Genomic DNA, 24,956 nt, shown 5'->3' on the forward strand with positions numbered 1-24,956 from the left:
ATCGCCGGAGGCGTGCGTGTCTGTCCCGTTCATGTATGAGAATTACGCGGCGCTCGCGTTGTATGCCACTCACAACGTCCCCCGCCGTGTATCTCCCCCTCACGGACAGGCCTGCCACGACTGCGGGAAACCCCACACGGGTTGCCGCTACCACGGACGGGTCGGCCGCGCCGGTGACACCTCCGTTTCACCTCCAGCGACACACCGAGCCGGGCTGCGTCCGGAGCGGACGGTCCCGTCGCCGTCATTTCCCGCCGCGGGAGGTCCGTCGCGGGCATCGCGGCTCAGTCCGGCGATCCGGCCCGCGACACCGACTCGACGGACCGGATAATGTTGCCTGTTCCGGGCAGTGACGGCGAGGGGTGCGGAGAAGTGGCGTTTTATATGGAGTGGGGCCGTTCGATAGCACAACCGAATGAGCGACACGAAGAACGTGCAGACGGCCGACGACGAAGCGCAGGTCGAACCGGACGACGAACGCGAGGTCGACACCTCCCACCTCGACGGGGTCGAGGACGGCTGTGGCTGTGCCGAGGTGTGGGAACACCTCTCCGACGAGCGCGACGAGTAGGCCCGGCGTTTATCCGCCGCCGGCGCGTACGCTTCTTATGAGTGTCATCGGGGAGTTCAGGGTACCAGCGGCTTCGTTTCTGCTCGACGACGCGCTGGGGAGCGTCGACGGGACGGTCACCGTCGAGCGGATGGTCGTCGACGGGGACGAGGCGGTGACGCCGTACGTCTGGATCACGTCGTCGGATTTCGAACGTTTCGAGGCGGCGCTCGGCGGCGACCCGTCGGTGGGGTCGTTCGCCCGAGTCGAAGACCACCCCGAAGAGCGGCTCTACCGGGTCGAGTGGCGCGGCGAACACAGCGACCTCCTCTCGGTACTGGACGACGTGGCCGCGACCGTCCTGCGGGCCGAGGGCGAGGACGGCGTCTGGACGCTCCGGGCGCTGTTCCCCGACCGCGACGCCGCCGCGACGTTCCACGACCGGGTCCGCGACGGCGACGGGGGCGTCGAGCTGGTCCGGCTCTACCGCGCGGACGACCCCTCGACCTACGGCAAATACGAGGTGACCGACGAGCAGCGCGAGGCGCTGACCGTCGCCCGCGAGGCCGGCTACTTCGCGGTCCCGCGGGAGTGCTCGCTGGCGGACGTGGCCGACGAACTCGGCATCTCCCGCAACGCCGCCTCCGCGCGGCTCCGGCGCGGCCAGGACGCGCTGGTCGGCCACACCCTCGACCACGACGACCGGCCGCCGTCCTGACCGGCACTTAGTACCCGTGACGTGTCACACCGAGGGCTGAGAGGCGTCGCGGCCCGAAACGGACGTGATGGCGCTGGTAGCACTGTCGTCGACCGACGAGCGTTCGTATCGCAGGAGGCAACCATGATCAGTGACTCGCGGGCGGTCGAGAACAGTTCGGCCGAAACGGCGGATCCGGACGCGGTCCCCGTCGCCGTCGTCGAGCGGGTCGCGGCGGCGAAGGAGTGCGGCGTCGAGGAGATCCCGCCGCTGTATCGGTCGGTCGACCCCGACGCGCTCGCGGGGCTCGTCGCCGGCGGCGGCGAGGGGCTCAGGGTCTCGTTCTCCCACGCCGGCTGTCAGGTCGTCGTCGACGGCGAGGGGCGGGTCGGCGCCGCCCGCTGACGCACGCTCCCGCGGGCAGAGACAGGGGACGACCTACTCCTCGCCGAGCAGCCGGTCGACGATCTCCTCGGGGTCGAACGGTTCGAGGTCGTCGTAGTCCTGGCCGGTGCCGAGAAAGAGGATCGGCTTGCCGGTGACGTGCGCGATGGAGATAGCCGCGCCGCCCTGCGGGTCGGCGTCGGCCTTCGTCAACACCGCGCCGTCGATCGCCGCGGCGTCGTCGAACTCGCGGGCGCGGTTGACCGCGTCCTGGCCGGCCACGGCCTCGTCGACGAACAGCGTCATGTCCGGGTCGATGACCCGGTCGATCTTCGACAGCTGGTCCATCAGACCGTCGGAGGTGTGGAGCCGGCCGGCGGTGTCGCCCAGCACCACGTCCACGTCGTTGGCCTTCGCGTACTCGACGGCGTCGTAGATGACCGCGGCGGGGTCCGAGCCCTGCTCGTGGGAGATGACCCGCCTGTCGAGCGCGTCGGCGTGTTGCTGGAGCTGCTCGTTGGCGCCGGCGCGGTAGGTGTCGCCGTTGGCCAGCACCGTCGACAGCCCCCGGTCCTCGAAGTACCGCGAGAGCTTGGCGATCGTCGTCGTCTTTCCGACGCCGTTGACGCCGGTGAAGATGATCACCACGGGCTTGTCGGCCTCGGCCACCCGCTCGTCGAAGTCGAACTGCCCGACGCTGATCACGTCGTACAGCGCCTCCCGGAGCGCGTCGCGGGCCAGGCTGCCCGTCGAAGACAGTCGCCGGCGCGTGTCGCCGACGAGGTTCTCCTCGACGCCGTCGAGGATCTCCTGGGCGACGCCCATCTCCACGTCGCTCTGGAGCAGGGCCAGTTCGAGGTCGTCGAGGTGGTCCTGCAGGTCGTCCTCGTCGATGACGGTCTTGCCGGTCGCGAACAGCTTCGCCCGCTCGCCGAGGCTCCGACCGTCGTCATCGGCCTCGTCTCCCTCGGCGTCGTCGGCGCCTTCTCCCTCGCCTTCGGACGGCTCGTTCGCCTCCTCGGCGTCAGGCGCCTCGGCCTCGGGTTCGGCCGTCTCGGACAGTTCGGCGTCTGCCGGCTCGGTGGATTCGGGCTCGCCCGGCTCCGCCGGTTCAGCTTCCTCGTCCTCCGCGGACGCGTCGCTGGCCTCGGCCTCGGGGGCGTCCGCCTCGGCCGCTTCCTCGTCGACCGCCTCGTCGTCGACGTCCTCCTCGACGTCCTCGCTGAAGCGGCCGAGTTTCTCCTTCAGTCCGTCGAACATCGCGCCTTACTCGTCGTCCTGCTCTTGCTGCATCTGCTGCATCTGCTGCATCTGCTGTTGCTGCATCTGCTGGGCCTGCTGTTCGAGCTCCTCGCTCTCGGTCTCCAGCTCGGCGATGTCCGAGCGGATCTCCTCGATGCGCTCGTCGAGCGTGTCCTGCTTGTTCTCGAGGATGTCGACGGCGTCGCCCTGCTCCTGCTCGGCGGCGTAGCCGGCGCCGAACTCGACGATGACTTCGTCGATGTCCTGCACCTCGGCGCGGAGGAACGCGTCGCCGCCCAGCGGCACCTGCACCGTGTCCCCGGATTCGAGAGTCTCGATGGCCTCCATAGCCTCGTCCATCTCCTGCTGTTCGGCCTGGAGCCCCTCGATCTCCTCCTCCATGGACTCGATCTGCTCCTCGATCTGTTCGATCTCCTGGGCGATCTGCTGGAGTTGCTGCTGACCGCCGCCACCGCCGCCACCGAGGCTCATGCGTCTACCCCCTCGATCTCGACCTGCGTGCGCTTGAGCCCGTGCTTCGAGCCGAACTCCGCGAGGACGTGCTCGCGCGCGACGTTCTCGTTCTCGGCCTCGACCTGCTTCTCGAACGACTGCCAGCCGTCGCGGGCGCTCCACTGCCCGGTGACTGTGAATTCACTCATGTGTCCCGCTGGGAGAGCGAGCGGGAAGTACCTTCCGCAACGCAGTCTCGCACCCTCCCGGGCGTCGGGACGGCCCGGATGTCGCGCCGCGTCGAAGTCGCCAAGAAATGTTTACTCTATTCCGAGCCAATAATTATGTACAGCCGTCACGAACGGGGGGTTATGATGGGGGCTTCGAAGATATTCGGATTGCTGGCCGACGACAGACGACGGCGGCTGCTGGTGCTGCTGAGCGAGGGGGAATCGGTCGACGTGCCGGACGCGGCGCTCGACAGAGGTGGACCGTCCGCGTCGGGTTGCTCGGGGGAGCGGCCGCGGACCGGCCCGCCGAGCCCGCGGCGGGCGGAGATCCGTCTCCGCCACGTCGACCTGCCGAAGCTCAGTGCCGCGGGGCTCGTCGAGTGGGAGCGGGAGGACGACACCGTCCGGCGAGGTCCGCGGTTCGACGAGATCGAACCGCTGCTGACCGTGCTGGTCGACAACGCCGCGGAGATCCCTCAGGAGGTCCGCTGACCGGCTAGTCGATGTAGCCGAGCGCGGACTCGATGCGGCCCAGTTCCGGCCCGGTCGTGTCCTGGCCGACGACGTAGCCGTGGTCGTTGGCGACCAGGCCCGAGCCGACCAGCGGTGCGCCGTAGTTGACGGTGCCGATGTCGGCGGGCACGTCCAGCAACTCCTCCAGGAAGTCGAGTTCGGCGTCGGTCGCGTCGGGGTGACAGAGCACGCCCTCGTCGGTCGCGACGGCGGCCGTCCCGACGGTTCGCGTCCCGGCGAGGGTGCCCTGCTCGACGGGCACGTCCAGCGCGTCCTCGACGGCGCGGACGGCAGACTCGGAGAGGTCGGGGTGGACGTACGCGCCGCTGTCGTTGGCGAGGACGACGTTACCGGCGGCGTTGATCCGACCGGGCAGTTCGCCGACGGCGAGGCCGGTCGCCTCGACGATCGCCTCGCGCTCGCGGTCGCGGACGCGGCTGCTGACGAGCAGCCCGTTGCCGTTGCCGGTCGCCAGCGAGCCCACGGTGCCCGAGCCGCCGACGGTCGTCGCGACCACCGGGACCGCGAGCTCGTCGCTCAGGTCCTCGCGGAGGTCCTCGTCCACGTCGGGGCGGACGAGCACGCAGTCGTCGGTGGCGCGTGCGAAGACACCGACGTACGCCGACCCGGAGAAAGCCGCGCGGAGCAAGTTTACTCGGCCGTTTCGGCTTCGACGACGGCCTCGCCCTCCTCCTCGAAGCGGGCCGCGCGGACCCGCAGCTTGCGCGGCGGGTTCGACCGGCCGTTGGCCCAGACCGCCTCGTTGATCGAGGGGTCGAGGCGGACGGCGTCGCCGTCGACGGCGAAGTGCTTGGCGAGGTGCTCGCGGACGATGGAGACGGCCTTGTCGGCCTGCTCCTCGTTGGGCGCGGCCTTCACGTCGCGGAGCGGGACGGTCACGACCCGCTCCTCGAAGTCGCCGGCGCTCATTCGTCCGTGTCGCTACGGCGCCAGTGGCGCCGCTTCGGGTTGCGTTCGACGTTGCGGTCCGTCTTGAGCATGACCCACGGCGGAACGCGCGTGTTCTGGCGCTCGAGTTTCCCCAGGCGCTTCTTCTTCGACTTCGACTTCTTGCCCATAGTGTCACCCTCTTCCGCCCCGGCGCTTAAATTCCTGTTCCTTTCCGCCGCGGCCCGGTATCGCCCGACACCGGTCCCGTCAACCCGCACCGACCGCCCCGTCACGCGAACGCGAGCGGGACCATCACGAGCACGCCCGCGGCGATCCCGCCGACGAGCTCCCGGCGGCCGCCGCCGGGCAGATCCGACCCCCGCTCCAGCGCCTCAGGGACGAACTCCGTTGCGACGAGATACACCATCGCGCCCGCGGCGAACCCGAAGCCGAAGGGAAGGAACTGCTCGGCCAGCGTCACGAAGTAGTAGGCGACGACGGCCCCGAGCGGCTGGGGCAGGCTGGAGAACACCGCCCACCACACCATCCGCCACTCGCCGACGCCCATCGACCGCAGCGGGATCGAGATGGCCACCCCCTCCGGGACGTTGTGGATCGAGATGGCGACGGTCATGAAGACCGCCAGCACCGGCAGCGTCAGGCTCCCGAGCGTAACCGTTGCCAGGCTCGGGTCGTCGATCCCGAGTTCGGCGAAGGAGACCCCCACCGCGACGCCCTCCGGGAAGCTGTGGACCGTCAGGATACCGAGGATCAGCACGAGCTTCCGGAAGTCCGCCTCCTCGTAATCGCGGGCGTCGAACTCCGTGTCTGCCAGCACCTCGTGGGCGACGACCACCAGCAGAACGCCGACGACCACGCCCGGCCCGATAGCGACCGCGGCGGCGACGAGCCCGCCGTCGACCACCGCGAGCCCCTCTCGTATCAGGCCGAACAGCGACGCCGCGACCATGATCCCCGAGGCGAGCCCCCACAGCGCCACGTTCCACCGCTCGGAGATCTCGTCGAACAGGAAGAAGGGGAGCGCGCCGAGCCCGGTCGCCAGCGCCGTCAGTAGCCCCGCGACGAACACCAGCGCGAGGTTCCCGAGGTCCACCATCCGTACCCGAACCTACGCCGACCGCGCCCTTAATAGTTATCACGAATTTGACTATTTTTGGGGGACCTAAAGCGGACGATCGGCGATGGGGGGCGAGCGGTGGGGCGTCACAGCGCCGTCGAATTCGGTGTGTCACGCCGTGGTTAATGCACCTTATACACACTATGAACGTTCGAACTCCTATGCGGCAGGATATAAATACAGGTTCGCTGAATATAACGGTATGTCAACGACCGAGATGCGCACGACCGACGCGGACGCGGCGGAGGGGGAGACGGGGGCCGCACCCCACCGGGTGGTCAACCCGATGGGCGCGACCGGGCGGATGACCGTCGAGACGCCGGCGGGCGAGGAACGCACTGTCGTCGGCTGTCTGGACGGGCTCGTCGCGGAGCGGCTCGACGGCAAGGCACCCGGTTCGACCGTCCGGATGGAACTCTCCCCCGCCGCCGACGGCGAGGGGTACGTCGTCGCCCGCGTCCTCCCCGGCGGCCTCCCGGCGCTCTGAGTTCGGCCGTCACCGCCTCGGGCGCTGTTCCGCTACAGCGGGAACCGCTCGACGGTGTCGTAGGTCGGCCCGTCGGGCCCCAGCACGCTCTCCTTCAATCTGATCTCCTCGACCGCGAGCGTCCCCACGTCGGGGTCGTCCTCACGGACTGTCTCCTGCACTCGCTCCTTCCCCCCGGCGTGTTCCATCCGCGCTATCGTGACGTGGGGCGTGAACTCGTGGTCCTCGGCGTCGAAGCCCATCGCTGTCGTCCGTTCCTCGACGGCCTCGTGGAGTCGGGTCAGCTCCTCGCCCCCCGAACGGGTCCCGACCCACACGACGCTGATGTAGTCGAGGCTCGGGAACACGCCCAGGCCGCCGAACTCGCACTCGAAGGGGTCGACGCCGGCGTCGTCGACCGCCGCCGAGAGTTCCGAGCGCAGGTCGTCGATCCGGTCGGGGTCGGTATCACCGAGAAACTTGAGGGTGACGTGGGTCTGTTCGGGGTCGGTGAGGTTGAGGCCCGACGCCCCCTCGAACCGCTCCTGGACGGCCGCCACCTCGTCGGCCAGCCCGTCGAGGTCGACGCTGACGAACAGTCGCTCGCCCATGGTCGGCGGTGGGCCCGCCGACGCCTTCAGCGTTTCCGGACGCTCTCTTTCCGGCGGGAGCTTCGCCGGAGACGACCTGTGGAGCACCCCGCCGCGAAAACCGGTGACCTCCCCGTCAGAGCGGTCCCGGGACCGTGGGTAGGCCGGCTCGCTGAACGGCGCTTTCGTCGGGAGAACGGGACTGCTCGCCGTTGTACACCCAACTGTTATTTAGGATGACGGCTTCGTCTGTTTCTATGACAGAAATCAGTTCGGACTCGGTATCTATCGCTGGCCGCCTCCCGCCACTCACGATCGGAAATCTGGCACTCGCCCTCCTCGGATTGCCGCTACTCGTGGTTCTACTCGGGACAACCGATACTGACCTCGGTGCGATACCCACGATGGGGATCCACTGGGGGGTCGCGCTCATCGTGGTCGGAATCGCGGTGAAAGGGGAGGGGCTGGCAGTAGCTGATCTCGGATTCCGGCGACCCGCTCCCGTCGATCTCGGATATATTGTCGTAACGGCCATCGGTATTCTACTCGTCTACGCCGGGACACCGCCGCTCATCGAGGCCCTCGGACTACCAGTGAGCGAGAGCGGCGGCCTGGTAAGTACGAGCGCCGGGATCGGCGTGGCGATCGCCTACGCCGTGACGATCGGAACTGTCGAAGAAATCCTATACAGAGGGTATCCAATCGAACGGCTACTCGCATATACGGACAGCCCGCTGGTCGCCGGTGGCGGTACGTGGATCGTGTTTACTGCCGTACATGCGCTGAATTGGCCACTCGGGAGTCTATTTCAGACTGCATTGGTCGCCGCTGTGCTTACTGTCGTCTACCTCCGACGGCGGACACTGGTCCCCGTCGTTGGCGCACATGTCCTCGTGTGGGTCTTCGCAGCACTCGGACAGTTCTACGGGTAGCTCTGATGCAACGGGACTCACCGCCTCACACACTGACCCAGGAGGTGCCCGGAGGCGAAACCACAGCTGGAAACTGAATCCCTATCTCCCCTGTTGAGGGTCTGTTCACGTCTGACCCGGGTGACTCGGGCGGGATGTTCGCACAGAGACCGAACATGAGCTCACCCGCGGCCGGCGCAGCGACTCGGTCACCGATCCGGTCCAGACCGTTAGACTTAGTCGATCGCACGCGACCACAGGAGCGCATGGACGACTCCGCCGCCCTGCGGTTGACCCTCCGCCGCTGCACCGCGGTCGTCGTCGTCGGCCTCGGGCTGATCGCCGCGAACACCCACCGATACGGCCCGAACGCCGGCTTCGGCCACCCTCTCGCGTACCTCGCCGTCGGCTACCTCGCCGCGAGCCTGCTCGTCGGCTTCTTCCGGCGGAGTGCCGACTCCCCGGACTCGGCCGGCGGTCCGCCCTCCGGCGACGGGGCTGGACCCGGCGACGCGGACGGACCCGACAGCGAGAGCGACGGCGACGGAGACGGCGACGAGACGGACCCGGACCGCCCGCCGGTCGGGACGGGCGGCGGCGAACTCCGGTAAGCCGACGGCCGCCGAGAACCGACCAGCCGACCGTCAGCTTTAGCCGCCGGCCGCTCGCGTCGGCACGTATGGACGACCCGGCGAGTACTGACGACATTGCCGCCCTCCGGCGGACGGTCCGGCGGTGTACGGCCGTCCTCGTGGTCGCGATCGGTATCCACCTCGCGACGGTCACGCCCGGACCGAGCAACTGGGGGCTCCTGCTGGCGACGGTCGCGGGCCTGTACCTCTTCGCGAGCGTGACCGACGTGGAGGGAGACGCCGCCGGGACGGACGGCGACGAAACCGACGGCGGCGACGAGCACGAGGAGGGATCGGCGGTTCGGTCGGACGCGGGCGGCTGACGGGTCGGTGACGTAGCCCTTAACCGCTCGGCTCGCGTACCCCGGGGTATGACTGACGAGAGGGACGACCACGAGTTCTCCTCCGGGCAGGGCTTCGGCGACCCCTACGAGGGGTTCGACATCGACCCGCCGGAGTTCCACGTCGACACCGGCAAAGTCGACCCCGTCGACTCGCGGGCGGTCACGGACCTCCTCGACGACCGCAACCTCGCCTCCGACGAGGTCGACGCCGAGGAACTGCTCGACGTGGGCCTGAGCTACATCGGCATCAACCGCTACGAGCAGGCCACCGACGCGCTCGAACGGGCCGCCCGCTTCGCGGACGACGAGAAGATCGAACAGGAGGCCTGGACCAACAAGGGCGCCGCCCACGCCGAGCTGGAGGAGTGGGACGCCGCCGTCGGCGCCTACCGCGAGGCGCTCTCCATCGACGACGACTCCGAGCACGCCGCGACCGCCGAGACGAACCTCGCCTTCGCGCTCTGGGAGTCGGGCCGCACCGAGCAGGCGCTCGAACACGCCGAGCGCGCCGTCGAGATCGACCCCCGGTTCGCCCAGGGGTGGTACAACCGCGGCTTCTTCCTGCTGGAGCGGGGCCTCGCCGAGGACGCCCGCAACGCCTTCGACAACGCCATCCGACTGGGCTTTCGCAACGCCGATATCCTGGAGGAGAAGGCCCGCGCGCTGGAGGAACTCGGCGAGGACGAGCGCGCCGAGGAACTGGCCGAGGAGGCCGACGAACTCCGTCAGGACGCCGAGGCGGAGATGCTGGAGTAGATGCTGCTCAACGAGCGCGACACCGACGAGGGCCTGCTCGTCTCGGTCTGCGACCCCGAGGACCTGGGCGAGACCTACGAGAACGGCTCGGTCTCGCTGACCGTCGAGCCGGAGTTCTACGACGGCGAGGAGGCCTCCGAGGAGGAGGTCGTCGACAGCCTCCAGCGGTGTACGACCGCCAACCTCGTCGGCGAGGAGACCGTCGCCCTCGCCGTCGAGCACGGCTTCGTCGACGAGGAGAACGTCCTCGAACTCGACGGCACGCGCCACGCGCAACTGCTCTGGATGTAAGCGCGGCCCGGCCGGGGCTACCCGACCGACCGGAACGTTTCTGACTTTACAGCGAGTCGACAGGTGTATGAGCGACCGCGACAGCGGAAGCGGCGACTCCGCGGACCCCGACGACGGGTCCGGTCCGGCAATCTCGGGTGGCTCGGCCGCCGAAATCGACGAGGAACGGCTCTACGAGATCGTCCACGACGCCGTCGAGGACGCGGTCCTCGGCGTCGTCGGCACGCTCCTGTTGCTCGGGGTCGGCGTCGTCCTCCTCTCCTCCGGGGTGACGGCCGTCCTCGGCGCGACCTCGCCCGCGATGTCCGGTCTCGGCGTCGTCGTCTTCCTGTTCGGTCTCGGAGCCCTCTTCGAGGGACTCAGGGGCGTCCTGCCGGTCGGCCGGTGGGTCTGACCGCCGGAGCGGCCGAAACCTCTTTTGATATCGGCCGGGTAGTGGGAAACGGAGGGATCAGAGTGGGAACGCGCACGTACGAGGGGGACGAAGAGGGGGAACGAGTGACCCTTCGGGTCGACGACCGGGGCCGGATCACGATCCCGAAGGCAGTCAGGGAGCGGCTCGGGATCGAACCGAACGACAGCGTGCCGGCGGAACTGCGCGGGTCGGTGCTGGAGATCGACCCGTCGCCGAGCGGACGGCTGGAGACGGCGACAGCCGAACGCGACGACTGGACCGACACCACGCCGACGGACGCGGGCGAGGCGCTCTTCGGGCCGATGGAGACCGACGAGGAATGAGCGACCGCGACGAGATCCCCGGCGAGGTCTCGATCCTCACGGACGTGAACGCCGTCGCGATCGGACTGACCGACGACCATCCCGCACACGACGACGTGTTCCCGTGGATCCGCGACGCGCTCGACGGGCCGAACACGCTGCTCGTGCCGGACTACTACCCGCTCCGGGCACAGTACATCATGACTCGAAACTTCGGGGTCGAAACCGTGGCAGCGAGAAACGCAGTCCGGTCGTTGCTCGACAGTCCGGCACGGGTCGTCGGTGCGACCGACACCGTCCTCTCCGACGCGTACGACATCAGCGCAGAAAAGGACCACGACGTGTACGACTCGTTCGTCCTCGCGATGGCGCGCGCTCACGAGGCCGACGTTCTCGTCACGACCGACGACGACTTCGACACGCTCTGTGCGGACGAGGCCGTGACCTACCGAAATCCGATTCCCGAGGACGAACGCGACCGGCTCTCGCTCGCAGACGGGTAGCTTTCCGAACCGCCAACGCAAGTTCGCACGAACCGAAGGAATGTTGCCCGTCGAGCACCTCGTAGCGAGTAATGGGAGTGTCAGAACCGGAGTCGCTCGACGTCGAGCGCATCCGCGAGGACTTTCCGATCCTCGAACGGGAGTTCGCGGGGGAGCAACTCGCCTACCTCGACAACGCGGCGACCAGTCAGACGCCCGACCGGGTCGTCGACGCCATCGCCCGCTACTACCGTCACACCAACGCCAACGTCCACCGCGGGCTCCACCAGCTGAGCCAGGAGGCTTCCATCGCCTACGAGGACGCCCACGACCGCGTCGCCGAGTTCATCGGCGCCGACGGCCGGAAGGAGGTCGTCTTCGGCAAGAATACCACCGAGGCGGTGAACACCGTCGCCTACGCGTGGGGCCTCGCGGAACTCGGCCCGGGCGACGAGGTCGTCATGACCGAGATGGAGCACCACGCCGCGCTGGTCACCTGGCAGCAGATCGCCAAGAAGACCGGCGCGACGGTCAAGTACGCCCGCGTCGACGAGGAGGGCTACCTCGACATGGACCACCTCCGCGAGCTCGTCACCGACGACACGGAGATGGTCAGCGTCGTCCACGTCTCGAACACGCTCGGGACGATCAACCCCGTCTCGGAGATCGCCGACGTGGCCCACGACCACGACGCGCTGTGTTTCGTCGACGGCGCCCAGTCCGTTCCGCACATGCCCGTCGACGTGAAGGCGATGGACGCCGACTTCTTCGCGTTCTCGGGTCACAAGATGTGCGGTCCCACGGGGATCGGCGTCCTCTACGGCAAGGAGCACCTCTTGGAGGAGATGCAGCCGTACCTCTACGGCGGCATGATGATCGAGAAGGTCACCTTCGAGGAGTCGACGTGGCACGAACTCCCCTGGAAGTTCGAGGCCGGGACGCCGCCCATCTCCCAGGGCATCGCGCTCGCGGAGGCGTGTGACTACCTCGACGACATCGGCATGGAGAACGTCCAGCGCCACGGCGAGGCACTGGCGGAGTACGCTCACGACCGGCTCTCAGAGTTCGAGGACATCGACATCCTCGGCCCGCCGGGCGACGACCGCGCGGCGCTGGTCTCGTTCGACTTAGACGGCGTCCACGCACACGACGCCTCGGAGATCCTCAACGACTTCGCCGTCGCGGTGCGGGCCGGCGACCACTGCACCCAGCCGCTGCACGACAAGCTCGGCATCTCCTCCTCGACGCGCGCGAGCTTCTACATCTACAACACCGAGGAAGAGGTCGACAAGCTGGTCGAGGCGCTGGACGCGGCGCGCGAACTGTTCGCGTAGCGGTCTGTGGTGGCTACAGCGGTCTGCGGTAGCATTCGGCGCCTCCGGCGCCGATTCTTCGCGGCGAGCGAACGCAGTAAGCGAGCCGCGCCTTTTTGCCCCATCTTTTTCGAGGAGTGGTGCCCGCAGCGAGCGGAGCGAGCGAGGACACCCGACGAGAAAAAGGTGGTCTCGCAACACCGAGGAAGAGGTCGACAAGCTGGTCGAGGCGCTGGACGCGGCGCGCGAACTGTTCGCCTGACCCTCCGGCGCCGGAGGCGCCGGTTGTTCGCGGTTCGCTGTTTCGATGCGCGTTCCGCGGTTCGCGAACTGCGAGGGACGCTTATAACATCGGACGGGAAAGGGGCGGGTGTGAGCGATGCGCCGCCGCCGGAGGAGACGCTCGCGCTGCTGGGCGACGAGTACGCCCGGGCGATCCTCATCGCCACACGGACCGAACCCATGACAGCCGACGCGCTCGCGGAGGCGCTCGACGCCGCGCCCTCCACCGTCTACGACCGCATCGACGACCTGACAGCCGCCGGGTTCCTCTCGGAGGCGACCCGCACCGACGACCGGGGCAACCACTACGCCGAGTACCGCGCCCGCCTCGAACGGCTGGGGGTCGAGTTGACCGACGAGGGGTTCGAACTCGCGGTGAGCCACCGCGACCGCGACGAGACCGCCGCGCGACTGCACGCCCTCTGGAGTGATCTCCGATGACGGTCGCCGGCACGCTCGCGATGGCCACGTCGCTGGTCCAGGGGCTGGTCGTCGCCGGGACGCTCGTGGTCGTCGGCAAGGCCGCCGTCGCCTACCACCAGCACGACAGCCGCCCGATGGCCCTGCTCGCTGTCGGCCTCTTCCTGGTACTAGTCGCACCGCCGGCGTTCGAGGCGGCGGTCGGCGCGCTGCTGGACGGCACGCCGCTGACCGGCCCCGTCGGCGGCGACCGGCCGCTGACTGCGGCGACGCTGTGGTGGGTGTTCCTCGTCGAGGAACTCATCCGGCTCGCCGGTGTCGCCGCGCTGCTGGGGTCGCTGTACGTCCGGGAGTGATCGAAGGGGCGTGCCGAGAGCGGTCGACCCGTTCCGCGACCGCACCGCAGGCCAGGGTTACAGCATGGACTTCAGCGACCGGGTCGTCACGCCGCACTGGTCGCGGTAGTCGCAGGGCGAGCACTTCTCGCGGTTGGCGGTCCGGGAGGGCGGGCCGTCGACGGCGTCGGCGGTCCGGACGGCCGAGCGGTAGGTCGCCTTCCGTCGCGTCGTGAGCGGCACCTCGCGGACGACGCCGTAGGCGGGGTACTCGGCGAAGGCGGTCTCGACCGTCGTCTCTCGTTCCCAGGCCAGCGCCTTCGCGGCGGCGACCAGCCGGACGGTCTGGGGTTCCCAGACCCCCTGTTCGGGCGGGGAGCCGGCGAACACCAGCGACGGCCGCGGCGGTCCCGACAGCACCTTGTGCGCGATCCCGCGACACTCCCGGCCCTCCAGGGTCACCTTCCGGTCGGCGGGGTCCACCAGGTCGTCCCAGGCGTCGAGGGTCGCCCGCAGGCGACCGAGTCGCGAGCGGTACTGCGTCGGGGTCACCTCGATCGGCGCGGCCTGGACCTCGGGGTCGGAGTCGAGCAACTCGGGGTAGCGGAAGGCGAGATCCCGGCGGGCGAGGACCTCCTGTGGGACCTCCTCGTCGGCCGCCGGGTCGCGGTGGCGGTAGTAGAGCTTCCGCGGGCAGTACGCCGCCGTCGCCACGTCGCGGAACGTGTGCATACCCGGCGGTGGCCCCGCTTTGGGTCATAAACTCTCGCCACCCTGTTTTTGGCCGGGGGTCTCCTCGATCGGCCTTCGGCCTCGCTGCGGGAACCCCCTCGGCAAAAACATGGATGAAAAAGGCGCGGCTCGTGCGCTTCGCGCACTCGCCACGTAGAACCGCACACCTGCGGCGCGCGGATGCTCAGTGCAGGCGGTAGCTGTTGCAGTGAGCGGTTGCGGTGCAGTTGGCGCGCGCTGGAGCGCGCGTTCATGCGCGCGACCGAGCCGCGCGAGGGATTCGCGACTCGCGTGTCGCGAATCGGCTGGGGAGGCTCGTGGCTGTCTGCGGTGCTGTGCGGGGTGGTCGCGGTGCGGTTGCGGTCCTGGTGGACTGAAAGGGCGAGGCGCGCTCGCGCTTGTACAGTCGCTTGAGCGGGCACTATCCGCACGGGCGGTGCCGAGAGCGCGGATATCCCGCTCAACGACCGCGAGCGCGTCGAGGGCTTTCACCGCCTGCTGTCAAGTGCGGTCGCTGTCGCCCGACTTTCTTCCAGAGCAAACCGAACAGAAACAGCCACTCAACTCGCACACCGAACCGACCGAGACACCCGGCATCTCACTCCGTTCGAGCGACGACCCGCGACTGGACGTGCTCGGGGAACACCTCGGAGACGGTCCCCTCGCCGTGCTCCGCCGCCATCAGCTCGCGGAGTTCCGTCTCGTAGTCGCCGGTCGGGATCGCCTCGCTCGGGCCGGTCTCCACGTCGAGTAGCCGCTCAGCCAGCCCGTCGATGGCGCCGCGGCCGTAGCCCGCCAGCGGCCGCAGGTAGTCGATTCCGTTCCTGTCTTCCAGGCTCTGTGCGAACGGCCGCCCGACCGCGGGCGAGCGGTCGTCGCGGCGGGTCCCGTCGGCCACGGCGTCGAACGCCCGGCCGCCCACCTCGTCGCGACCCGCGACGGTCTCCAGCGCGTGCTCGTGGACCTGCTGGATCCCCTCGCGGGGGTAGCCGTCGGCGACCATCCGGTCGACGGCCTCGCGGGCCACCGACCCGTCCAGCTCGACGGTCGCCACCGGGAACCCCGTCCGTTCGCCGGCCTCACGCGCGGTCCCGACCACGGACGGCCCGCTGTCGAGGGCGAACGTGCAACTACACAGCGCTACGTCGTAGAACGGGTCGAGGAGCGCGGCCGCGAGCGCCGAGTCCTTGCCGGCGGAAAAGAGCGTGGCGACCGTCGGCATCTACCGGCGCTGGATGTCGAAGCTCTTCTTGTCGGGCTGCAGCTTCTCGAGGAGCTGTTTCATCTTCTCGTCGTCGATCTTCCCCTGGATGCGGCCGCTCTGGGCCAGCGCGAGCACCTGCTGTTCGACCTGCTCGCCGAACTCGGGTTTGGACATCTGCACCGTGTTGAGCCGCTTGCGCGCCTCGTCGGTGAGGTGCTTGCGCAGCATGGCCTTCTTCTGGGCCTCGCGCTGCTCGCGCTGGGCCTCCATGGCCTCCTCGTCGACGCCCTGGCCCTGACCCTGACCGCCCTGTTCCTGCAGCTGCTCCATCTTCTCCTGGCGGAGCTTCTCTAGCTCCTCGTCGTTCGGTTCACCGCTCATGGGCGTCCCTTGTCGAGTCGTCGGGAAAACGATTTCGGAGCCGAGGGCGCGGCTACCCGTGCGGCGAAATCGAGAGAACGGCCGGCAGAAGCGCTAGGCGTAGCGTTCGAGTTCCGGGCGGTCCAGATCCTCGAGGACCTCGCCGGCGGTGTCGTCGAGGAGGCTCTGACCCTCGGGGGTGATGCGGCGGCCCTCGCCCTCGGCGGTCTGGACGTAGCCGGCGTCCTCGAGCTGCTGGAGCGCGACGCGGATGATCTTGCCGCTGGCGTCGGTGGTCTGTTCGGGGCGGACGACGTAGCGGTTGGACCCCTGCTTGGAGTCGCCGTAGGCCGTCCGGAGCGCGCCGACGCCGACGGGGCCGTCGACGGCGACCTTCCGGAGGAGGCTGGCGGCCCGCAGCTGCCAGAAGTCCTCCTGTTCGGGCGGGAGCTCGCGGCCGACGCCGGTCTTCGCGAACTTGAACCAGTCGGGCTCCTGTACGTCGTCCTCCTCGGCGAGGCGCTCGGCGACCGCCTCGTTGAGGTCCTCCGCGGGTACGTCGTAGAGTGTCGCCATTGCAGGTGTCTTCCGGAGCGGTTCATTTAAGGGCATCGTTCGCCGGACGGGTGCGGGACGGCGACACAGGGAGTGCGAGGGGCGAACGCAGTGAGGGCCACGGTACGGCGAGCGGTGACCGAAGGGAACCGCGAGTCTCGGGAGTGCGGCCGGCCGGGGACAGCGACGCGTCAGTCGCCGACGCCGAGCGCGAAGGCGACGCCGCCGCCGACGACGGTCGGGAAGACGTAGGTGGCGGCGCGGTGGACGAGGACGGCCGCGCCGGCGACGCCGCCGGTGACCCCTGTCGTCGAGACGAGCAGGGCGATCAGCACGGCGTCGACGCCGCCGAGGCCGCCAGGCAGGGGCGTCATCCCGGCGACCGCGCCCATCGGGACGACGAGCAGGACCGCCGAGAAGGGGACGGTGTGGCCCAGCGCCGACACCGACAGCCACAGGGAGGTACACATCGCCAGCCAGCCGAGCGCCGAGAAGCCGACCGCTTCCAGCAGCGTCGTGCGGCTCGTGGCGACGCGCTCGATGGCGCCGAAAAACCCCTCGATGCGGCGCTCGATGGCGGCGGCCGTCGGCGGCGACTTCCGGGGGACGACCCGGCCGAGCGTGCGGATGACGGGGGTGACCGCGCGGACGACGGCCGCCTCCAGCTCGTAGCGGTGCTGCCAGCCGAAGTACGCGGCGGCGGGGATGCCGACCGCGAGGACGGCCAGCGCCGTCGTCGCGAAGACGAGGTTGCGGCCGAACTCCGCCGCGCCGGCGACCACGAAGGTCAGCCCGACGAGGGCGTAGCCGATGGAGGGGACGAAGTGCAGCGCGTCGACGGAGGCGATTGCGGCCAGGCCGGTCTCGTACTCCCGGTTCGTCGCCCGCGAGATGAGATAGCCGCTGACGGGTTCGCCCCCCGCCTGGCCGAAGGGGGTGACGTTGTTCGAGAAGACCGCGCCGGCGAACACCAGTCCGCTCATGGCCACGGAGATCGGCGCGTCGAGGGCGCTCAGCACCGCGCGCAGGGCCAGCCCCCAGCAGACGAGCCAGGCGACGGCGACGGCGAGGATCACCAGCAGGTACCGGAGCTCGACCCCGCGCAGCTCCGAGAGGATGTCGCCGATACCGACGACCCACACGAGGATGGCGAGGACCACCGCCGCGCCGAGAAACCCGACGACTGTCGCCCACCTGTCCCCGTTCATGTCGGGGTCGAAGGGCGTCCGCGGCTTGAACCCTCCGGAGTGGGCACGGTACGGGTCACGACCGGCGGTCGGCGGGGCCCCGTTCCGACGGGAACCGGCCGAACCGCGGGCGCCGTCGGAACCGCAGGCGGTTTCCCGGGCGCGGGCGAACGCGGAGTATGGACGAACGGACCGCGCTGGGGCTGCTCGGCGACCGCCTGTCGGCCGCGGGGGACGACGCCGCCGTGGTGGACGGCCGGGTCGTCACCACCGATATGCTCCACGACCGGACGGACTTCCCCGACGGGACGACCCGCTACACCGCCGGCTGGCGCGCGGTCGGGGCGTCGCTCTCGGACGTGGCCGCGATGGGCGCCGCGGCCACCGCCGCCGTCGCCGTCTACGCGGCCCCCGAGTTCGACGAGACGGAGCTCGCCGACTTCGTCGACGGCGCCGCGGGCGTCTGCGAGGCCGTCGGCGCCGAGTACGTCGGCGGTGACCTCGACCACCACGACGAGTTCACCGTCGCCACCACTGCGCTGGGCGACGCCGACGACCCCGTGCGCCGCTCGGGCGCCCGAGTCGGGGACGCGGTCTGTGTCACCGGCACGCTCGGTCGGAGCGCCGCTGCGCTCCGGCTGTTCGAGCGCGGCGAGGTCGAGCGGGCCAACGACCTCTTCCGGTTCGAGCCGCGCGTGGCCGCCGGGCGGGCGCTGGCCGGCCGCGCGACCGCGATGATGGACTCCAGCGACGGGCTCGCCCGCTCGCTCCACCAGCTCGCGGAAGCCAGCGACTGCGGGTTCGCCGTCGAGTCGCCGCTCCCGATCGACTCGGTCGTCGAGGAGGTCGCCGCCGACGCCGACGAGCGACTGGAACTGGGCGCTTTCTTCGGCGAGGACTTCGAACTCGTCTGTACGGTCCCCGAAGCGGCCCTGTCGGCCGTCCGCGAGGATCTCTCGGTCGAACTGACCAGGATCGGGACGGTCGTCGAGTCGGGCGTCACGCTGGACGGCGAGACGCTCGCAGACCGCGGATACACGCACTGAAACTGCTGTTCTTGGACCGCCGCTCGGTCACGGGGGCGAGCGCCTACGCCGCCAGGATCTCGAAGGGGACGGGCGTGAAACAGAGCAGGCCGAGCACGAGCGTGACGACGCCGAGCGCCCGGCGACGGGGGCCGATGGGGTCGTCGCGGATCGGCGTAGCGGGGCCGGCGTAGGCCAGGCCGGCGGCGATGACGCCCCAGACCACCCAGAGGACGACCGCGTTCGTCGCCTCCTGGGCGAAGTAGAGGTAGCCCGCGAGGCCGAACAGGGCCGCCGGGACGGCCGCGGCGACGGTCTCCTGGCGGGGGCCGAGGATCGCGCGGACGATGTGGCCGCCGTCGAACTGGCCCACGGGGAGGAGGTTCAGGAAGGTGACGAACATCCCGACCCAGCCGCCGAAGATGACGGGGTTGGCCGCCAGCCGCGGGTCCGGGTACGACAGCGGCTGGCCGGTCAACTCCGCGAGGATCACGAGCAGGAGCGGGTCGTTGAACCGGATCGCGCCGCCCCCGCCGTTCACCACGCGCTCGGGGACGGTGATCGGGTCGAGGTACAGGCCGACCACCGTCACGACGACCGTCGCGACCAGGCCCGCGAGCGGGCCGGAGACGCCGATGTCGAACAGCGCCTTCCGGTCGGGGATGCGCCCGCGCATCCGGATGACCGCGCCCATCGTCCCGATGAGCGAGGGGAACGGGATGAAGTACGGGAGGCTCGCGTCCACGTCGTGGTAGCGGATCATGACGTAGTGGCCGAACTCGTGGACCGCCAGCACCCCGAGGATCGCCGCGGTGAACGGCCACGCCTCCAGCAGGGCCAGCGGGCCGTCGAGTTCGACGTAGTACCAGATCGACCCGACGTACAGCGTCGACAGCACCGTCAGGACGAAGAAGACGAGGTTCGTCCACGGGATCCCGTCGATGTGGGGCGAGCGGGGTTCGGCGACGAGGACGTACTGGGGGCGGGTCGGCCCGAAGCGGTCCTCGACGGCCGGCCGCTCGTCGAACGGCGCCGCCGACTGGGCGCGGGTCGTCAGCGACACGTCGTAGCCCGCCTCGCGGAACAGCTCCCACAGCTCCCGTTCGAGGGCCTCGGCGGACGCCAGCGGCGTGCCCAGGTAGTAGATCGCGTCGTCGTCGCCGACGCGCACGTCGGCCACCTGAAAGACCGACTCGATGTCCTCGACCGGCGGCCCCTCCGCCGGCGCGCGACGCTCGTCCATCGATCCCCGGTTGGGTTCTCCCCGGTATAAATCCCGGGACACCGCCGCCGGGCACCGGAGGCTCCCGGCCGTGAACCGACGGGAGCGGTCGACGCAGTCGCCGATCACGGCCGCGTCGCTGGCCAGCTAGCGCGGAGAGAAAGCGGGGTCGGGACGCCCGCACTCGGGCGTCCCGCAGGGGTGTGGTGAACGGATGGGGTGGTGTTCGGATGTAGTTCGGGAGTCGGTGCGTGTGGTGGAGTGTGGGGTTCCCGTCCGGGTGTGGGGTCGGAGCGTCGGTGTCGCGAAGCTCGGGTCAGGCGACTTCGACGCGCCACGTGGTCGCGCTCGTGTACGACCACTTCTCGACCTCGAGGTCGGTGGCCGAGTCGCGGATCTTCACCATGAGCGCGCCGATCTCTTTGGGCGACAGGCCGACCTCGTCGGCGATGAACTTGCTCTTGAAGTACATCTCGCCGTCTTCGGCCTTCTGCCGGAGATACGCCTTGAGTCGCTCTTCTTTCGACGGCGCGTCGTCGTTGGAGGGCTGGAGTATCGAGCTCATGTTGACACCTCGCTTCTCTCTGTGGCCGGTATCCCCATATAAAGGGAGGAAGCTTCGGGTGGCTTCGTGTCGTTTCACAGACGACCCGGGTGAAACGGACGGTTCGCAAACTTTTAGGACGTTTTCTGACGCGGTTAGACGTTTTAGAACACGCTCTCGTTGCTCGAAGTGTTTTTGCGCTCGGTTCGCACGGCCGCGTCGTGAAACCGCGATTCAGCCCGATATTGAGGCAACAATTTCCGGTTCCGGGCCGCCGAGCGGGGAGAGGTATCCACGCGAGCGCCAGCGGGGACGTGCGGTGACGAGCGGGAACGGACGGTAGCGGGTGGACATCGTCGCCAGGGCGGGCCGTCGGGCTTGACAACCCTTAAGACGGCATCGCGGCTACGCCGTCCCAATGAAGACAGTCGTCTCTATCGGCGGGAGCGTCCTCGTTCCGTCGGTCGGTCCCGAGCGGGTCCGGGCCTACGCCGACGCGGTCGAGTCGCTCGACGCCGACGGGTACACGCTCGGCACGGTCGTCGGCGGCGGGCCGACCGCCCGCGAGTACATCGAGGCCGCGCGCGACCTGGGCGCCAACGAGATCGAACTCGACCAGCTTGGCATCGAGGTGACCCGTCTCAACGGCCGCCTGCTGATCGCCGCGCTCGACGAGCGGGCCGCCCCGACGCCGCCCGAGAGCTACGAGACCGGACGCGAGGCGATCCGCCGCGGGGACATCCCGGTGATGGGCGGCACCGTCGCCGGACAGACGACCGACGCTGTCAGCGCCGCCTTCGCCGAGTACGTCAACGCCGACCTGCTCGTCTACGCCACGAGCGTCGACGGCGTCTACGACGCCGACCCGGGCGAGGACCCCGACGCCGCGAAGTTCTCGGAGATCACCGCCGACGAACTCGTCGGCCTGATCGCCGACCTGGAGATGGACGCCGGGAGCAACGCGCCCGTCGACCTGCTCGCTGCCAAGATCGTCCAGCGGTCGGGCATCAGGACGGTCGTCCTCGACGGGACCGACCCCGAGGCCGTCGAGCGGGCGGTCCGCACCGGCGACCACGACGGCACCGACGTGGTCCCCGAGGGCCTGAGCGAACCGCCGGCCGAGTGGAGTCACTGATGAGCGCTCGTCCCCTGGAGACAGCATGAGCGAGAGCGACTCCGAGGCGACGACCGACGGACCGAGCGCCACCGCGAGCGCCGACGAGACCGACGCGGCCGGCGACACTGAGGCGACGGACGACACCCGGACGGACGAAACCGCCGGCGAGGACCGCTACGCCTTCTGGGCCGACGAGGTCGCCGACGCCGTCGAGGCCCGCGACCCCGAGGAGCCGATCGTGATCAAGGGCGGCATCTCCCCCTCCGGGGTCCCCCACCTCGGTAACGTCAACGAGATCATGCGCGGCTACTTCGTCGCCGAAGTGCTCCGGGAACGGGGCTGGGAGGTCCGGCAGGTGTTCACCACCGACGACCGCGACCCGCTCCGGAAGCTCCCCCGGAAACTCGCCGACCTCGACGGGGGGATCGTCGACCTGGGCGACGTGAACGCCGGCGCGCTCGGCAAGAACCTCGGCCGCGCGTACACGGACATCCCCGACCCCTTCGGCTGCTGTGACTCCTACGGCGAGCACTTCTCGACGCTGATCGCCGAGTCGGCCGACCTGCTCGACGTCCCCATCGACGTGGTCTCGACCACCGACCTCTACGAGTCCGGCCGCATGGACGACGTGGTCGAACACGTCCTCGAAAACCGCGAGCAGGCCCGCGAGGTCCTCGCGGAGTACCAGGACAAGGTCGACGACGAGTACGTCCCGTTCAACCCCTTCTGCTCGGAGTGCGGGAAGGTGACCGAGACGGTCACCGCGGTCGACGTCGACGCCCGCGAGGTGGAGTACCGCTGTACCGACATCGAGGCCGGCAATCGGACCATCGAGGGTTGCGGCCACGAGGGGACCGCCACGTTCCGCGAGGGGAAACTCCCCTGGCGCTTCGAGTGGCCCGCCCAGTGGCAGGTTCTGGGCGTCGATTTCGAACCGTTCGGCAAGGACCACGCCGAGGGGTCGTGGCCCTCCGGCGTCGACATCGCCGAGAACGTCCTCGATATCGAACCCCCGGAGCCGATGGTCTACGAGTGGTTCACCCTCGACGGCGAACCGTTCTCCTCCTCGGAGGGCAACATCGTCCTCGTCCACGACGTGCTGGAGATGCTCGAACCCGAGGTCGTCCGCTTCTTCTTCGCGAAGGACCCCAACCGCGGACGGGACTTCAGCATCGAGCGCCTTGACCAGCTCGTCGACGAGTTCGACCGCGTCGAGCGGCTCTACTACGGCGAGGAGTCCGGTACCGGGAAAGAAGAGCGGCGCGCCGACCGGGTGTACCCGTTCCTGCTCTCGCTGGCGGACGTGCCCCCGGACGCGCTCGCCGCGAGCGACGTGTTCGCGGTCGGCGAAACCGGCGGGGCCGACGACGCTGCACGGGTGGCCGCCGACTTCGACCACGACGACCCCGAGGACCGCCGACGCCGTCGCGAGTTCCTCGACGGCGAGTTTGCCGAGCGGGTTCGCCTGCCGTACACCTTCGCTGCCGTGCTGGGGATGTTCGACGACGCCGAGGCCCGCGCGGCGACCGCGCGCAAGGAGGGCCATGTCGCCGACGACGACCCCGAGTGGGCCGTTGAGGACGCCTTCGGGCGCGTCGCGCTCGCGAGCGAGTGGGCCGGCCGCACCGACAACGAGTACAACTACACCGTCTCGCGCTCCGAGCTGCCCGACGTGAGCGTCGACGAGGCGACCGCCGCGGCGCTGGACGACCTCGCCGAGTTCGTCGCCAAGGGGGCGGACGGCGAGGCCATCCAGGGCGAGATCTACGAGACGGCCAAGCGCCACGGACTGGAGATCGGCGAGTTCTTCGGCGTCGGCTACCGCCTGTTCTTCGGCGAGGACGAGGGCCCGCAGCTCGGGCACTTCCTCGGGGACCTCGACCGGGAGTTCGTCGTCGAGCGGCTTCGACGGGAGCGGTAGACGGGTCGTCAGTTTTCGAGGCCCGGTGGTGTTTAGTAGGTGCGCTTATACGCGGAGCAGGCGCAATCCCACGGCCTTCAGGCGGTGGATACGCGCCGTCAACTTGGGAGAGAATCCACGTTCGACGGCCCCTTGAGTTGCAGAATATCGGCGTTTAAGTGACGGGCCGCCGTACAGTGGTGTAGGAATCGGTCGGAACGGAGCGGATTCCGAACCGTCCTTCGGAGGCGGCCTGTCCGCCCACGAAACGAGGCAATGTCCGAAAGATCAGTCGGTGAACGTCACATCTTCGAGGGGTGTATCAACGTGCCGACTGCTCAAAGCACGCGACACGATACCCCCAACTCCGCTGACGCCTGCTGGCGTCCCCGTGGCCAAAACAACACTGGGACGCCAAACACGGTTGAGGATAGGGGTAACGGTGGCTTGACACCGCCAGCAGTCCACCACATCGATGCCGTGGGACTACCGCGCCCGAAAGGTGTGGTAATCCGGTGACCGGACTGCAGACCTGAAACTCCCACCGCTCGGGATTCCTCCGCGTTTACGCGGAGGAGGATGTCAACGTTCAAAGAGTCCTTTTCGTCTCACACAGTCACTTGTGTAGACGAGACAGAGATAGAATATGAACCGTAGGGAGTTGCTTGTCGCTACCTGTGCATCGATGGCCGGACTTGCTGGTTGTTCAAATGATGCAACGGGGCCGGGGACTTCCACCATCACACCGACTCTACTCTCCAAGTGCGATTGCCCACCACACGATTCATATTCAGGGGCCGCTGTCTGCTCACATACTGTCGAGACAGGGTCTGCGAGCGCCTATCTCCTCCCGTCACAAACGACGGCGGACGCGTCAACAGGAACGGTTGAACTGACGCTTCACAACAAATCCTCGACCGAACTGGAGTTCAACCCATACCAATGGTCGATTATGATGAAATCGTCCGCTGGATGGAACCCGATTGAGAAACGCTCATCTGGTAATGGACAACTGACGCTCTCGCCCGGTGAAACGCATACGTGGACTTTCGGAGAAGTCGTGGATTTCATCAACGAGGAAGCAACTGTGGACACAGGAACGTACACAGCAGGTATCAACGTCCCAAACCCCGACGGTTCAGACTGGATACGGTGTATCGCGCTATTCCGTCTCGTCTGAATTATCTGCAGACTGCACTGAGCGTCCGCGCGCCCGCGGCGCGCGGTTCGACCGCCGGAGCGGGGCGAAGCCCCGCGGAGGCGGCCTTCCTCGTGAGCGATGCGAACGAGGGCTCGGGAGAGCTTGCTCTCCCGGTGTTTTCACCCATGTTTTTGCCGGTCGGGCGGGTCGCGGGCCCCGGCCCGCGACCGTACGTCGTGGCGGCTACGCCGCCACGCAGTGCCCGCAGGGAGCGCAGCGACCGAGGACACCCGACCGGGAAAAAGATGGTAACCAAACCCTCTTGACGGGGA

34 protein-coding genes are annotated in these 24,956 nt (G+C 68.8%); 19 read left to right on the forward strand and 15 right to left on the reverse strand.

Features of this window, described 5'->3' with window-relative positions:
• The first annotated feature begins 415 nt into the window (after positions 1–415).
• The 3 genes from ACMGFI_RS18110 (at position 416) to ACMGFI_RS18120 (ending at position 1,652) form a co-directional block, all read left to right on the forward strand.
• Positions 416–571, forward strand: a complete 156-nt coding sequence (locus tag ACMGFI_RS18110) for a DUF8595 family protein (RefSeq protein WP_167837409.1) — start codon at positions 416–418, stop codon at positions 569–571.
• Positions 572–608: 37 nt separating this feature from the next.
• Entirely contained in the window at positions 609–1,268 is a 660-nt protein-coding gene (locus ACMGFI_RS18115) for a helix-turn-helix domain-containing protein (RefSeq protein WP_436911412.1), read from the forward strand.
• A 123-nt stretch (positions 1,269–1,391) separates the two neighbouring features.
• Positions 1,392–1,652, forward strand: a complete 261-nt coding sequence (locus ACMGFI_RS18120) for a HalOD1 output domain-containing protein (RefSeq protein WP_436911414.1) — start codon at positions 1,392–1,394, stop codon at positions 1,650–1,652.
• A 33-nt stretch (positions 1,653–1,685) separates the two neighbouring features.
• Here the strand turns inward: ACMGFI_RS18120 and ftsY are convergent, their stop codons facing one another.
• From ftsY to rpl18a, 3 genes are read right to left on the reverse strand one after another with little or no spacing between them, the layout of a single operon-like run.
• Positions 1,686–2,891 (reverse strand): signal recognition particle-docking protein FtsY, encoded by a 1,206-nt coding sequence (ftsY, locus tag ACMGFI_RS18125; RefSeq protein WP_436911415.1) that lies wholly within the window; start codon positions 2,889–2,891, stop codon positions 1,686–1,688.
• A 6-nt stretch (positions 2,892–2,897) separates the two neighbouring features.
• Positions 2,898–3,365 carry a prefoldin subunit alpha gene (gene pfdA / locus ACMGFI_RS18130; protein ID WP_436911416.1) on the reverse strand — a complete coding sequence of 156 codons (468 nt, stop codon included), beginning with the start codon at positions 3,363–3,365 and terminating at the stop codon, positions 2,898–2,900.
• On the reverse strand, positions 3,362–3,535 hold the full coding sequence (gene rpl18a / locus ACMGFI_RS18135; RefSeq protein WP_135365318.1) for a 50S ribosomal protein L18Ae: 174 nt from the start codon (positions 3,533–3,535) through the stop codon (positions 3,362–3,364). The genes pfdA and rpl18a overlap by 4 nt, the downstream gene beginning before the upstream one ends.
• A gap of 162 nt (positions 3,536–3,697) precedes the next feature.
• Here rpl18a and ACMGFI_RS18140 point away from each other — a divergent pair, with 162 nt between their 5' ends.
• Positions 3,698–4,048 carry a DUF7344 domain-containing protein gene (locus tag ACMGFI_RS18140; protein WP_436911418.1) on the forward strand — a complete coding sequence of 117 codons (351 nt, stop codon included), beginning with the start codon at positions 3,698–3,700 and terminating at the stop codon, positions 4,046–4,048.
• Between the two features lie 4 nt (positions 4,049–4,052).
• Here the strand turns inward: ACMGFI_RS18140 and ACMGFI_RS18145 are convergent, their stop codons facing one another.
• From ACMGFI_RS18145 to ACMGFI_RS18160, 4 genes are all read right to left on the reverse strand, one after another.
• Complete coding sequence (locus tag ACMGFI_RS18145; protein ID WP_436911420.1) at positions 4,053–4,718, reverse strand: translation initiation factor IF-6; 666 nt, start codon at positions 4,716–4,718, stop codon at positions 4,053–4,055.
• 2 nt (positions 4,719–4,720) lie between these two features.
• Positions 4,721–4,999 (reverse strand): 50S ribosomal protein L31e, encoded by a 279-nt coding sequence (locus ACMGFI_RS18150; protein ID WP_436911422.1) that lies wholly within the window; start codon positions 4,997–4,999, stop codon positions 4,721–4,723.
• Complete coding sequence (locus ACMGFI_RS18155; RefSeq protein WP_006882001.1) at positions 4,996–5,148, reverse strand: 50S ribosomal protein L39e; 153 nt, start codon at positions 5,146–5,148, stop codon at positions 4,996–4,998. Before ACMGFI_RS18155 ends, ACMGFI_RS18150 begins: the two co-directional genes overlap by 4 nt.
• A gap of 101 nt (positions 5,149–5,249) precedes the next feature.
• The gene (locus ACMGFI_RS18160) at positions 5,250–6,077 is read right to left on the reverse strand and encodes a ZIP family metal transporter (protein ID WP_436911423.1); all 828 of its coding nucleotides are present in this window, start codon (positions 6,075–6,077) and stop codon (positions 5,250–5,252) included.
• A 223-nt stretch (positions 6,078–6,300) separates the two neighbouring features.
• Here ACMGFI_RS18160 and ACMGFI_RS18165 point away from each other — a divergent pair, with 223 nt between their 5' ends.
• Positions 6,301–6,585, forward strand: coding sequence for a DUF7999 family protein (locus ACMGFI_RS18165; protein ID WP_436911424.1), 285 nt, complete (start codon positions 6,301–6,303; stop codon positions 6,583–6,585).
• 32 nt (positions 6,586–6,617) lie between these two features.
• On the opposite strand, the gene thpR is transcribed toward ACMGFI_RS18165, so the two are convergent.
• Entirely contained in the window at positions 6,618–7,175 is a 558-nt protein-coding gene (gene thpR, locus ACMGFI_RS18170; protein WP_436911425.1) for an RNA 2',3'-cyclic phosphodiesterase, read from the reverse strand.
• A gap of 236 nt (positions 7,176–7,411) precedes the next feature.
• Between thpR and ACMGFI_RS18175 the strand changes: the two genes are divergently transcribed.
• The 11 genes from ACMGFI_RS18175 to ACMGFI_RS18225 all read left to right on the forward strand — a co-directional run bounded on the left by ACMGFI_RS18175 (position 7,412) and on the right by ACMGFI_RS18225 (position 13,658).
• On the forward strand, positions 7,412–8,086 hold the full coding sequence (locus tag ACMGFI_RS18175) for a CPBP family intramembrane glutamic endopeptidase (RefSeq protein WP_436911426.1): 675 nt from the start codon (positions 7,412–7,414) through the stop codon (positions 8,084–8,086).
• A 245-nt stretch (positions 8,087–8,331) separates the two neighbouring features.
• The gene (locus ACMGFI_RS18180; protein ID WP_436911428.1) at positions 8,332–8,676 is read left to right on the forward strand and encodes a hypothetical protein; all 345 of its coding nucleotides are present in this window, start codon (positions 8,332–8,334) and stop codon (positions 8,674–8,676) included.
• 68 nt (positions 8,677–8,744) lie between these two features.
• Complete coding sequence (locus ACMGFI_RS18185) at positions 8,745–9,020, forward strand: hypothetical protein (protein WP_436911430.1); 276 nt, start codon at positions 8,745–8,747, stop codon at positions 9,018–9,020.
• Between the two features lie 48 nt (positions 9,021–9,068).
• On the forward strand, positions 9,069–9,797 hold the full coding sequence (locus ACMGFI_RS18190) for a tetratricopeptide repeat protein (RefSeq protein ID WP_436911431.1): 729 nt from the start codon (positions 9,069–9,071) through the stop codon (positions 9,795–9,797).
• A complete protein-coding gene (locus tag ACMGFI_RS18195) occupies positions 9,798–10,088 on the forward strand; it encodes a DUF424 domain-containing protein (protein ID WP_436911434.1) in 291 nt (96 codons plus the stop codon).
• Between the two features lie 67 nt (positions 10,089–10,155).
• Complete coding sequence (locus ACMGFI_RS18200; RefSeq protein WP_436911436.1) at positions 10,156–10,482, forward strand: hypothetical protein; 327 nt, start codon at positions 10,156–10,158, stop codon at positions 10,480–10,482.
• Positions 10,483–10,544: 62 nt separating this feature from the next.
• Complete coding sequence (locus ACMGFI_RS18205) at positions 10,545–10,826, forward strand: AbrB/MazE/SpoVT family DNA-binding domain-containing protein (RefSeq protein ID WP_436911437.1); 282 nt, start codon at positions 10,545–10,547, stop codon at positions 10,824–10,826.
• Entirely contained in the window at positions 10,823–11,308 is a 486-nt protein-coding gene (locus tag ACMGFI_RS18210; protein ID WP_436911438.1) for a type II toxin-antitoxin system VapC family toxin, read from the forward strand. Before ACMGFI_RS18205 ends, ACMGFI_RS18210 begins: the two co-directional genes overlap by 4 nt.
• A 71-nt stretch (positions 11,309–11,379) precedes the next feature.
• The gene (locus ACMGFI_RS18215) at positions 11,380–12,621 is read left to right on the forward strand and encodes an aminotransferase class V-fold PLP-dependent enzyme (RefSeq protein ID WP_436911439.1); all 1,242 of its coding nucleotides are present in this window, start codon (positions 11,380–11,382) and stop codon (positions 12,619–12,621) included.
• A gap of 351 nt (positions 12,622–12,972) precedes the next feature.
• Positions 12,973–13,323, forward strand: a complete 351-nt coding sequence (locus ACMGFI_RS18220; RefSeq protein ID WP_436911441.1) for a helix-turn-helix domain-containing protein — start codon at positions 12,973–12,975, stop codon at positions 13,321–13,323.
• Entirely contained in the window at positions 13,320–13,658 is a 339-nt protein-coding gene (locus tag ACMGFI_RS18225; RefSeq protein WP_436911442.1) for a hypothetical protein, read from the forward strand. The genes ACMGFI_RS18220 and ACMGFI_RS18225 overlap by 4 nt, the downstream gene beginning before the upstream one ends.
• A 57-nt stretch (positions 13,659–13,715) precedes the next feature.
• Here the strand turns inward: ACMGFI_RS18225 and ACMGFI_RS18230 are convergent, their stop codons facing one another.
• The 5 genes from ACMGFI_RS18230 to ACMGFI_RS18250 all read right to left on the reverse strand — a co-directional run bounded on the left by ACMGFI_RS18230 (position 13,716) and on the right by ACMGFI_RS18250 (position 17,696).
• The gene (locus ACMGFI_RS18230; protein ID WP_436911443.1) at positions 13,716–14,369 is read right to left on the reverse strand and encodes a CRISPR-associated protein Cas4; all 654 of its coding nucleotides are present in this window, start codon (positions 14,367–14,369) and stop codon (positions 13,716–13,718) included.
• A gap of 598 nt (positions 14,370–14,967) precedes the next feature.
• On the reverse strand, positions 14,968–15,591 hold the full coding sequence (locus tag ACMGFI_RS18235; RefSeq protein ID WP_436911444.1) for a DUF7411 family protein: 624 nt from the start codon (positions 15,589–15,591) through the stop codon (positions 14,968–14,970).
• Positions 15,592–15,954: a DNA-binding protein gene (locus ACMGFI_RS18240; protein WP_436911446.1), complete on the reverse strand. Its 363-nt coding sequence runs from the start codon at positions 15,952–15,954 to the stop codon at positions 15,592–15,594.
• A 93-nt stretch (positions 15,955–16,047) separates the two neighbouring features.
• Positions 16,048–16,509 carry a 30S ribosomal protein S19e gene (locus ACMGFI_RS18245; RefSeq protein ID WP_436911448.1) on the reverse strand — a complete coding sequence of 154 codons (462 nt, stop codon included), beginning with the start codon at positions 16,507–16,509 and terminating at the stop codon, positions 16,048–16,050.
• A gap of 170 nt (positions 16,510–16,679) precedes the next feature.
• Complete coding sequence (locus ACMGFI_RS18250; RefSeq protein WP_436911449.1) at positions 16,680–17,696, reverse strand: lysylphosphatidylglycerol synthase transmembrane domain-containing protein; 1,017 nt, start codon at positions 17,694–17,696, stop codon at positions 16,680–16,682.
• A gap of 158 nt (positions 17,697–17,854) precedes the next feature.
• Here ACMGFI_RS18250 and thiL point away from each other — a divergent pair, with 158 nt between their 5' ends.
• Positions 17,855–18,721: a thiamine-phosphate kinase gene (gene thiL / locus ACMGFI_RS18255; RefSeq protein WP_436911451.1), complete on the forward strand. Its 867-nt coding sequence runs from the start codon at positions 17,855–17,857 to the stop codon at positions 18,719–18,721.
• Positions 18,722–18,764: 43 nt separating this feature from the next.
• Here the strand turns inward: thiL and ACMGFI_RS18260 are convergent, their stop codons facing one another.
• Together ACMGFI_RS18260 and ACMGFI_RS18265 are read right to left on the reverse strand one after the other, a co-directional pair.
• Positions 18,765–19,943, reverse strand: a complete 1,179-nt coding sequence (locus ACMGFI_RS18260; protein WP_436911452.1) for a site-2 protease family protein — start codon at positions 19,941–19,943, stop codon at positions 18,765–18,767.
• A 295-nt stretch (positions 19,944–20,238) separates the two neighbouring features.
• Entirely contained in the window at positions 20,239–20,487 is a 249-nt protein-coding gene (locus tag ACMGFI_RS18265; protein WP_135366220.1) for a DUF7123 family protein, read from the reverse strand.
• A gap of 397 nt (positions 20,488–20,884) precedes the next feature.
• Here ACMGFI_RS18265 and pyrH point away from each other — a divergent pair, with 397 nt between their 5' ends.
• A complete protein-coding gene (gene pyrH, locus ACMGFI_RS18270) occupies positions 20,885–21,601 on the forward strand; it encodes a UMP kinase (RefSeq protein ID WP_436911454.1) in 717 nt (238 codons plus the stop codon).
• 25 nt (positions 21,602–21,626) lie between these two features.
• Positions 21,627–23,504 (forward strand): lysine--tRNA ligase, encoded by a 1,878-nt coding sequence (gene lysS, locus ACMGFI_RS18275; RefSeq protein WP_436911456.1) that lies wholly within the window; start codon positions 21,627–21,629, stop codon positions 23,502–23,504.
• The last annotated feature ends 1,452 nt before the right edge of the window (positions 23,505–24,956 follow it).

Source organism: Halosimplex marinum, assembly GCF_051414075.1.
GTDB classification, from domain to species: domain Archaea; phylum Halobacteriota; class Halobacteria; order Halobacteriales; family Haloarculaceae; genus Halosimplex; species Halosimplex marinum.